Source organism: Vibrio sp. YT-16, from assembly GCF_033337405.1.
Lineage (GTDB): Bacteria > Pseudomonadota > Gammaproteobacteria > Enterobacterales > Vibrionaceae > Vibrio > Vibrio alginolyticus.
The window spans coordinates 1-1,055 of sequence record NZ_JAWOQQ010000154.1; the positions used below are offsets into that span (position 1 = coordinate 1).

Consider the following 1,055-nt stretch of genomic DNA (forward strand, 5'->3'; position numbering starts at 1 on the left):
GCCCGAACCTAACCGTTGAGAATGTGCTGATTGATGGCCCTAGCCAATTTGTGATTGAGTTTGGCCCTCACACTTCATATTTCTTCATGGGATTGGTGACCTTTGTCGTTATGACACTCACCAACCTCATTAGCATGCGCGCAAACAGCAGTAAGCTCTCTATAGCGAAGAACAATTACATGATCGCAGGGATCTTAGTATTCATGCTGTCTACGGCTGTCATACACCTAGGCATGACCTACTTCCTTGGGGATTTCTCACTAACGTGGCTGCCACCAGCGTTATCCATCAGTGAAATGCTGTTTGTTGGTTACGCGCTGCTTACATCGAGATTCTACAGCGCCAAATACCTTGCTTATCTGACGATCAGTGTGCTTTTTGTGTGCACCATTTTCGTCCTGCCATTAGGTGCGGTATTTATTCCAATGTCTGAAGACAATCAATGGCTCATCTCAATTCCGATTTGCGCCTTGATTGGCATCACCTGGCACTTGGTCTACAAACGCGTTAGCCGAATCGCATCGTTCTTTATCTACGGCAATCGACAAACACCAGTACAGCAGATCTTAGCGTTAGAAGAAGAGTTTAAGCGCTCAATCGACGATGCCGTGCATCAGTTGAGCACATTACTCAACATACCCAATGACAAGCTTCAACTCGTAACCAGTAACTACACCGAAACCTTCTACGAAGATTATTTACACAGCAATGATTCGGTTTTGGTGCTCGACGAACTCTCTGAAAGGCTCGACGAAAAACCGTCTTCAAAAGGTTCAATCAAAGCTCTTTATGAACGCATGAGATCGAGTAACACGGCACTTGTTATGCCACTATTTGGCCGCGAAAAGTCGGTTTCACATTTGCTGATTTCTTCACACAAAAGCGATAACAAACTGTTTTCTAACGAAGAGATTTCAGCACTACAAACATTGTTGATCCGCGTACAAAATACGATTGAGTCTGATAGAAAGATTCGTCAAAGCCGCGCGTTGGCCAACTCGATCGCCCATGAAATGCGCAACCCATTAGCGCAAGTTCAGCTTCAATTTGAAGCG

Annotated in this window: 1 pseudogene; it reads left to right on the forward strand. The window is 45.0% G+C overall.

From position 1 onward, the window contains the following. Positions 1 to 1,055, forward strand: a pseudogene (locus R7F07_RS25420) (hybrid sensor histidine kinase/response regulator); the annotation flags it as partial.